Origin of the sequence: Phaeodactylibacter sp. (genome assembly GCF_022763345.1) — a bacterium.
Classification (GTDB): domain Bacteria; phylum Bacteroidota; class Bacteroidia; order Chitinophagales; family Saprospiraceae; genus Phaeodactylibacter.
In genome coordinates, this window is the sequence record NZ_JALEGS010000073.1 from 78,242 (window position 1) to 85,703 (window position 7,462).

At 51.0% G+C, this 7,462-nt stretch carries 6 protein-coding genes and 1 tRNA gene; 3 read left to right on the plus strand and 4 right to left on the minus strand.

Annotation, left to right across the window (positions count from 1 at the left end):
* Nucleotides 1-13: 13 nt before the first annotated feature.
* Nucleotides 14-1,459 carry a D-alanyl-D-alanine carboxypeptidase/D-alanyl-D-alanine-endopeptidase gene (dacB, locus tag MRY86_RS19925; RefSeq protein WP_293569849.1) on the plus strand — a complete coding sequence of 482 codons (1,446 nt, stop codon included), beginning with the start codon at nt 14-16 and terminating at the stop codon, nt 1,457-1,459.
* A gap of 74 nt (nt 1,460-1,533) precedes the next feature.
* Nucleotides 1,534-2,250, plus strand: a complete 717-nt coding sequence (locus tag MRY86_RS19930; RefSeq protein WP_293569851.1) for a class I SAM-dependent methyltransferase — start codon at nt 1,534-1,536, stop codon at nt 2,248-2,250.
* A gap of 9 nt (nt 2,251-2,259) precedes the next feature.
* Here MRY86_RS19930 and MRY86_RS19935 read toward each other — a convergent pair whose 3' ends face one another.
* From MRY86_RS19935 to MRY86_RS19950, 4 genes are all read right to left on the minus strand, one after another.
* On the minus strand, nt 2,260-3,528 hold the full coding sequence (locus MRY86_RS19935) for an adenylosuccinate synthase (protein WP_293569853.1): 1,269 nt from the start codon (nt 3,526-3,528) through the stop codon (nt 2,260-2,262).
* A gap of 153 nt (nt 3,529-3,681) precedes the next feature.
* A complete protein-coding gene (locus MRY86_RS19940; RefSeq protein WP_293569855.1) occupies nt 3,682-4,029 on the minus strand; it encodes an STAS domain-containing protein in 348 nt (115 codons plus the stop codon).
* Nucleotides 4,030-4,046: 17 nt separating this feature from the next.
* Nucleotides 4,047-4,547, minus strand: a complete 501-nt coding sequence (locus MRY86_RS19945; protein ID WP_293569857.1) for a transcriptional repressor — start codon at nt 4,545-4,547, stop codon at nt 4,047-4,049.
* Nucleotides 4,548-4,566: 19 nt separating this feature from the next.
* Nucleotides 4,567-6,801, minus strand: a complete 2,235-nt coding sequence (locus MRY86_RS19950; RefSeq protein ID WP_293569859.1) for a RelA/SpoT family protein — start codon at nt 6,799-6,801, stop codon at nt 4,567-4,569.
* 518 nt (nt 6,802-7,319) lie between these two features.
* On the opposite strand from MRY86_RS19950, the gene MRY86_RS19955 reads away from it, so the two are divergent.
* A tRNA-Leu gene (locus MRY86_RS19955) sits at nt 7,320-7,401 on the plus strand.
* The last annotated feature ends 61 nt before the right edge of the window (nt 7,402-7,462 follow it).

Sequence of the window (7,462 nt, forward strand, 5' to 3'; positions counted from 1 at the left end):
AACCCACTTTTGCATGTTCAAGCACCTAACCCTTGTCTTGTTACTGTTAAGCTTTGGCAAGGCTGCCACTGCACAGAGCAGCTGGCAGCGTGCCGCTGACCGACTGGCGGCGAATCCTGCTTTGAAGCACGGCAGCATCAGTTTATGTGTCATTGATGTCGCTTCCGGCAAAACAGTGGCGCAGGTCAATCCTGATTTAAGCCTCAAACCAGCGTCCAACCTGAAGGTCCTGACTACCGGCAGTGCCCTTGCGCTGCTCGGCCCAGACTACCGCTTTTCGACAAAGCTGCAGTACGAAGGCACCATCAATAAAAGCGGCATACTTGAAGGCGATCTTTTCCTCTACGGCAATGGGGACCCCACACTGGGCTCTCCCCTGCTGGAAGCGGCCACCGGCCCGGAAGAAACGCTTCGCCTGTTTCGGTTGGCTGTACAGCGGGCTGGCATCCGCCGTGTTCAAGGCAGGGTAATCGGGGACGCCTCCGCTTTTGGCTCACAGGCCTACTGCCGGACCTGGCAGTGGGAAGACATGGGCAATTACTATGCTGCCGGTGCCTGGTCGCTCAACTGGCATGAGAACCTGCACGAATTGCACTTTAAACAAACAGCGGAGGGAAAGACGCCCTCGATATCCGGCACCACTCCATTTGTTCCAGGCCTGACTTTTAGCAATGAAGTGGTCTCCGGCAGCCCGGGCTCTGGCGACAACGCCTATATTTTCGGTGCGCCCTACCAGATGGAACGCTATGTGAGGGGCAGCATCCCCGCCGGAAGCGGGACCTTCACCATCAAAGGGGCACTGCCTGACCCGCCTTTACTGTTGGCGCAGACGCTACAGCAGGAACTCTCAGGGGTAGGTATCCCTACCCAAGGAGCTGACCGGCGATTTATGTCGACTGTTTCCGACAGGACCACGCTTTACACCCACTACGCTCCCCCACTTTCCGCTATCGTGGAGCGGACCAATATGGAAAGCGTCAACCTCTATTGTGAAGCGATGCTGCGCACAATTGGATGGGAACAGAGTCAGGAGGGCCGTTATGCCGCTGGCCATAAAGCCATACAGGAATACTGGGAAAGCCGGGGACTCAGCTGGGAAGGTGTTTTTCTGGACGATGGAAGTGGTTTGTCGGAGGGTAATGCTGTGCCTGCGCGATTTCTCGCAGCTTTTATGCGGAAAATGGCCCTCGGACCAACCGATGTGTTCCAGGCTTTTGAAGCCTCTCTGCCCGTAGCGGGAAGAAGCGGCTCTATGAAGTACGCTCTGAAAGGGACCGCTGCCGAGGGGCGCGTTTTAGCTAAAACCGGCACACTGGAGCGGGTACGTGCACTAACTGGTTATGTAGACACGCGCAATGGGCAACGGGTGGCTTTTTCCGTCATCGTCAACCGCTACGAGGGCTCAGGGGGCAAAATCCGAAAGGCCATGGAACAGTTTCTGCTTGCTTTATGCCAATAGGAAGCCACACACCAAAGCTTAATATCGTTCAGATTAAGGAACGGTTTACTAACTTTAGCGGAAATAAATTCTTTATGCGACATCGACTACTGTTTTTTCTGCTTGCCGCAACCCTGATCTGGTCCTGCCAGCCTTCTTCTTCGGAACAAACGGCTGCGACTTCTGATCCAGTTACTGAAAACGCCCCTACAGAGTTGGCAGAGGATAGCGTCACCGAAACCAAGACCCGGGTGAAGGAAAAAGAGATGTACGAAAACACCAACCGGATGGTGTGGCAAAAACCGGAGATGATCCTGAGCATGTTGGGCGACCTCGACAATAAAACAGTCGCCGATATTGGAGCAGGCACCGGTTTTTTTGCCAAACGGCTCACCCAGAAAGCAGAAAAGGTCATTGCGATCGATATTGACCAGCGCTTTCTCAACTACATTGATAGCATAAAGATGCTGGAAATGGATGAAACGGCTGCAGAACGGCTGGAAACCCGCCTGGCTTCACCCACTCACCCCAACCTCGAGCCTGGGGAAGCGGATGTCATTATGATTGTCAATACATTTATGTACATCCGGGATAAGGAAGCCTACCTCAGGACCCTCCGCAACTGCCTGGCTGATAACGGTATGCTGATGATCGTTGACTTTAAGCGGAAGCGCACGAATATAGGGCCGCCTTCTGCTATCCGGTTGCCGCTGTACAGGCTCGAAGAAATGATGTACGAGACAGGTTACCAATCTATAAAAACCAATGATACCGCACTGGATTATCAGTACATTATCACGGCGCAGAAGTAACCGCTACGCTTAACGCACAATCAGTTTTTCCCGCTCGGGCCCGGTAGAAACCATGGATATCCTCACATTCAGCTGCTGCTCAATGTAAGCGATATAGTCCTTAGCAGCCTCTGGCAGCGCATCGAAGTCCTTTATGCCATCGAGCGTTACCTTCCAACCTTTTTTGGACTCAAAGATGGGCTCCAATTCCTGGTCACAAATATCGTAGGGCAGCGCCTGCGTTTCCATTCCGTCAATTTTGTAGGCAACAGCGGCACTGATCTCCTCAAAAACATTCAGGACATCAATTTTTGTCATAACCAGCTGAGTAACGCCATTGACCATGATGGTGTAGCGGAGCTGAGGCAGGTCAATCCAGCCACAGCGCCGTGGGCGGCCGGTGGTCGCGCCAAATTCACCGCCTTCTGCCCGAAGCCGTTCGCCGGTCTCATCGTGCAGCTCGGTAGGGAAAGGACCTGAGCCTACCCGGGTACAGTATGCTTTGGTGATGCCAATGACTTCGCCAATTTGGCTGGGTGCAACGCCTAAGCCCGTGCATACGCCGGCAGAAATGGTATTAGAAGAGGTCACGAAAGGATAGGTGCCGTAGTCGATATCCAGCATAGAGCCCTGCGCACCTTCGGCCAGAATTTTCTTACCCGATTTCAGTGCTTCGTTGATATAGTATTCCCCTTCCACCATTTGCAAGGCACGCAATTCATTCAGGCACTCCATCCACCGGGCTTCTTCCGCCTCCAGATCGAAATCAACCGGAGGGTAAATCTCAAGCAGGCTGAGGTGCTTCTCCTTAAGCGCAAGATAACGCTCCATAAAGTTGGTGCGCGCAATATCACCCGCCCGCAAGCCATTGCGGCCTGTTTTATCCATGTAAGTAGGCCCAATACCTTTCAGGGTGGAACCAATTTTCGCTTTCCCTTTGGCATTTTCGGAAGCCGCATCCAGCAGACGGTGCGTGGGTAAAATCAAATGGGCTTTTTTCGATACCAGCAAGCGGTCTTTGAAGCTAACGCCAGCACCCCGGAGCTTATCCAGTTCTTTAGACAGCGTAATTGGATCAATGACAACACCGTTGCCGATCAGGTTTTTTTGTTCCGTACGGAAGATACCGGAAGGAATCGTATGCAGTACGAACTTTTTTCCGTCAAACTTCAGGGTATGCCCCGCATTGGGCCCGCCCTGAAAGCGCGCTACTATATCATAATCGGAAGCCAGGTAATCAACAATTTTTCCTTTTCCCTCATCGCCCCATTGCAGACCGAGGATTACGTCAATCGCCATTTTGTTTTGATTTAGAAACCCGGCTGTCTCTTACTTAGTGGCCGGGAAAGTGTCGTTTTGTACAAAGGGAGCAAATTAACAAAACCTGACGGAATACCAGTATCCGACAGGTTGAATAATCCTAAGATTTCTTAGGTTATGGTAGAGCGGAATTCAGTTTTGCCGCACTTCCTGCAGTGCTTGCTCTACAGAAGTACTCATAACGAACATCGGGGTCAGCTTGGTCATATCCAGCAAGCTCTTGACTTTTTCAGAGACATTTGCCACGACCAGCCCACCGCCACTTTCCGTAGAACGTGCCCGCATCGTGAGGAGGAAGTTGAGCCCTACGCTATTCATATATTCTATAGCAGCAAGGTCTACCACGAAGGAGGCGTACCCCTCGCGCAACTTGTGCTCTACCGCTTTTATGATCTCGCGGTTAGCATGCTCACTCAGCAAATCCTTAATTTGAAGTACCTGTATGCCGTCTTTTTCGGCAAGGGAGTAGTTTAGGTTCATGGGTGCAGTAGTGTTACTTACGATTTGGCAGCCTCAGCGTCCGCCTTTACGCCAGCAGTCCGGGGGCAGGCACCATCGCACTGCCCGTAGAGGTTTAGAGAGTGGTGGGTAATATTGAACTTTAACAGTTCTCCCATCATACTCTTGATCTGCTGAATACGCGGGTCGCAAAATTCAAGGACCTTACCACAATCAACGCAGATCAGGTGATCGTGTTGTTTGTAGCCGTAAGACTTCTCGTACTGCGCCAGGTTTTTGCCAAACTGATGCTTTTTTACCAGATCGCAATTGACCAGCAGTTCAAGGGTGTTGTAGACCGTTGCCCGGCTCACCCGGTAATTTTGGTTTTTCATGTGGATGTAGAGCGCTTCTGCATCGAAGTGGTCTGTCCGCTTGTAGATTTCTTCCAAAATCGCAAAGCGCTCCGGTGTCTTCCGGAAGTTGTTCTTCTCAAGGTGGGAGGCAAAAATATTTTTGACCTCTTTAATGATTTCCTCTTGTGTTCTGCCCGCGCTCATATCCAGGTACTTGTTAAAATTAATCTATCCTAGTAACAGTAGAGATGTTATCTAAGTTCTTGAGCCCCTGAATCGCCATATAAAGCTGGTCCGTATTTTTCACCAGCAGGCTAATCTGCCCGGTGAAATAGCCTTCATTCCCTTCGATACTAAAGGAACGAATATTGAGCCCCAAATTGGTGGAAATACTGTGCGTGAGCCGCTCTATCACGCCCGGCCCATCGTCGATACCGGTGATTTTCAGATTGACCACAAATGTGGAATTGGTGGTAGACACCCATTCGGCTTTCATGACCCGATAGCCGTAGTGCGCGATCAAATTGGTCGCATTCGGGCAATTGGAACGGTGAATTTTCAACCCGGCATTAGCCGTCAGGTAGGCAAAGATGGCATCGCCCTGCACCGGATTGCAACAACTGGCGAAAGAGTAATCAAAACGCTCCGCCGGCTCTCCATTGATCAGCAGGCGCGGTTTATCCGTAATTTTCTGGCGGCGGCGCTTGGGCACATCTTCCGGTGCGCGTTCGGCTTCCACCGGTTCTTCGGGGCGCTCTACCAAATGGCGGGAGCCATCGTTGTAAACATCGACCTGATGCGTCTTCAGTATATCGTTAACATTCAGTTCTCCGGTCGCAATAGCAAAATAAAGGTCTACATGTGAGGTCGTGTCATAAAACTTGACGAGCTGCTCCACCGACTCTTCATAGTCCACCTTCAGAGGCTTTAGCTTGCGCTCCAGCGCTTCCCGGCCGACTTCTCCCTGACGGCGGCGCTCCTCTTTCATGGCAGAGCGGATTTTTGCGCGGGCTTTGCCGGTCGTCACCATTTTCAGCCAGTCCTCTGTGGGGTGCTGTTTCTTATTGGTAATGACCTCCAGCTGATCCCCGTTACGCAATTCGTAACCCATAGGCACAATGCGGTTATTCACCCGCACCGCCTGGCAATGGTAGCCCACATCGGAATGAATGCCAAAGGCAAAATCAAGGGCAGTTGCGCCTTTCGGCAAAATGCGCATGTCTCCTTTGGGCGTGTAGACAAATACCTCCTCGTTGAAGAGGTTATTGGATTTAAAGTCGCCCAAAAATTCAACAGCGTCCGTTTGCGGGTCTTCCAGAATTTCCCGAACGCTATCCAGCCAGCGCTCATAGAGGTCGGGGTTCCTGGACACCCCCTTGTACTTCCAGTGCGCAGCAAATCCACGCTCGGCAATTTCATCCATGCGTACCGAGCGGATCTGCACTTCCACAAAGCGCCCCTGTGGCCCGATAACGGTGGTATGTAAGGATTCGTACCCGTTGGACTTGGGCGTAGTTATCCAGTCTTTGAGCCGTTCCGGGATAGGCGTGTGCACATCCGTCACGATGCTGTAAATCTGCCAGCAGATCAAGCGTTCCTGCTCAATTGGTACATCTACAATGATGCGGACGGCGAAGAGGTCATATATTTCCTCAAAGGGGACATTCTTTTTCTTGATCTTATTCCAAATAGAGTAAATGGACTTAGCACGCCCCACGATTTCGTAGGGGACGTTAAGTTCATTCAGCTTTTGGCGCAGCGGCTCAATAAAAGCGGAAATATAGGCTTCTCTTGAGCGCTTGGTTTCTGCCAGTTTACGGGCAATCTCACGGTAGTCGTCCGGGTCTGTAATTTTCATACAGAGGTCGAGGTACTCCGTCTTGATGTTGTAAAGCCCCAGCCGGTGCGCCAAAGGGGCATAAACGTAACTTGTCTCCGCAGCAATCTTCAGCTGCTTATGCCGGGGCATAGCACCAAGGGTACGCATGTTGTGCAGCCGGTCTGCCATTTTGATGAGCACCACCCGCACATCATCCACCAGTGTGCTGAGCACTTTACGGAAGTTCTCTGCCTGCGGGCTCTCCGCATTGTAGGCGCTATCCAGCTTGGTAAGGCCATCCACAATTTTGGCAATGCGGGTCCCAAATTGCTCCCGGATATCCTCCAGTGTCACCTCTGTGTCCTCCACAACATCATGCAAAAGGGCACAGATGATAGCAGTAGGCCCAAGCCCGATCTCATCAGCACAAATCTTGGCCACCGCAATAGGATGCAAGATGTAAGGCTCTCCTGACTTCCGACGCTGGGCAGCATGAGCCTGCACCGCCAGTTCATAGGCAGCCCGGATGTTTACCCGGTCCTCTTCGTAAACATCTGACTTGATAGACCGGAGCAAATCGCGGTATGCACTCTGAATGAGCTGCCTTTCTTCGTTGTTTTCGATCAATACCTCTGCCATAATCTTGTGTGTCCTGCTGGATTAGTAATTTGTTAGTTCACGAGTACAGATTTGCTGATTAATAAAGTTGCCTTAATAGAACGTATAGGCAATGCCTATTGTCCACTCTTGGCGCTGACTTTCACAAATATTTAATATTCAACGACATACAAAAGAAAACGTTTCATTATTCCAGCCAATAAATCGTCTTTTATTGGTGCAGTTGATTCAGTTAGAGCATGCCGTTGCTGCCGCTTTAGGCTGAAAAGGTGGATAGGGTTGTTTTGGGAAGGAGCAATCACTATAGCCGCTGCTTTTGCAGCCTTTTTACAAATCTAACAAAAAGAATTTCGATTCCAACATACTTTTCGGCCTGCCTGCCTTGCCGATAACAACCTGATACCTTCAATTTTATTTTTTTACGCTTCAGGTAGCAGAATCTGAACAAAAACCTTATCTTTGCCGCTCATTTAATGAGATGTGGCAACTCACAGTCGCTAAACGTAGCGTTGAATCCTGCTGAGCAGCCAATCTTCCAAGCGGGTGTGGCGAAATTGGTAGACGCGCTAGACTTAGGATCTAGTGCTTAACGGCGTGGGGGTTCGAGTCCCTCCACCCGCACAAGGAAAACATAAGGCAGGTGGAGGGGCGAGAAGTCTATCCCGGTCTCCTATGACATAGG

Coding starts and splice junctions, on each gene's coding strand:
- dacB (WP_293569849.1), top strand. CDS start 14: ATGTTCAAGCACCTAACCCTTGTCTTGTTACTGTTAAGCTTTGGCAAG.
- MRY86_RS19930 (WP_293569851.1), top strand. CDS start 1,534: ATGCGACATCGACTACTGTTTTTTCTGCTTGCCGCAACCCTGATCTGG.
- MRY86_RS19935 (WP_293569853.1), bottom strand. CDS start 3,528: ATGGCGATTGACGTAATCCTCGGTCTGCAATGGGGCGATGAGGGAAAA.
- MRY86_RS19940 (WP_293569855.1), bottom strand. CDS start 4,029: ATGAACCTAAACTACTCCCTTGCCGAAAAAGACGGCATACAGGTACTT.
- MRY86_RS19945 (WP_293569857.1), bottom strand. CDS start 4,547: ATGAGCGCGGGCAGAACACAAGAGGAAATCATTAAAGAGGTCAAAAAT.
- MRY86_RS19950 (WP_293569859.1), bottom strand. CDS start 6,801: ATGGCAGAGGTATTGATCGAAAACAACGAAGAAAGGCAGCTCATTCAG.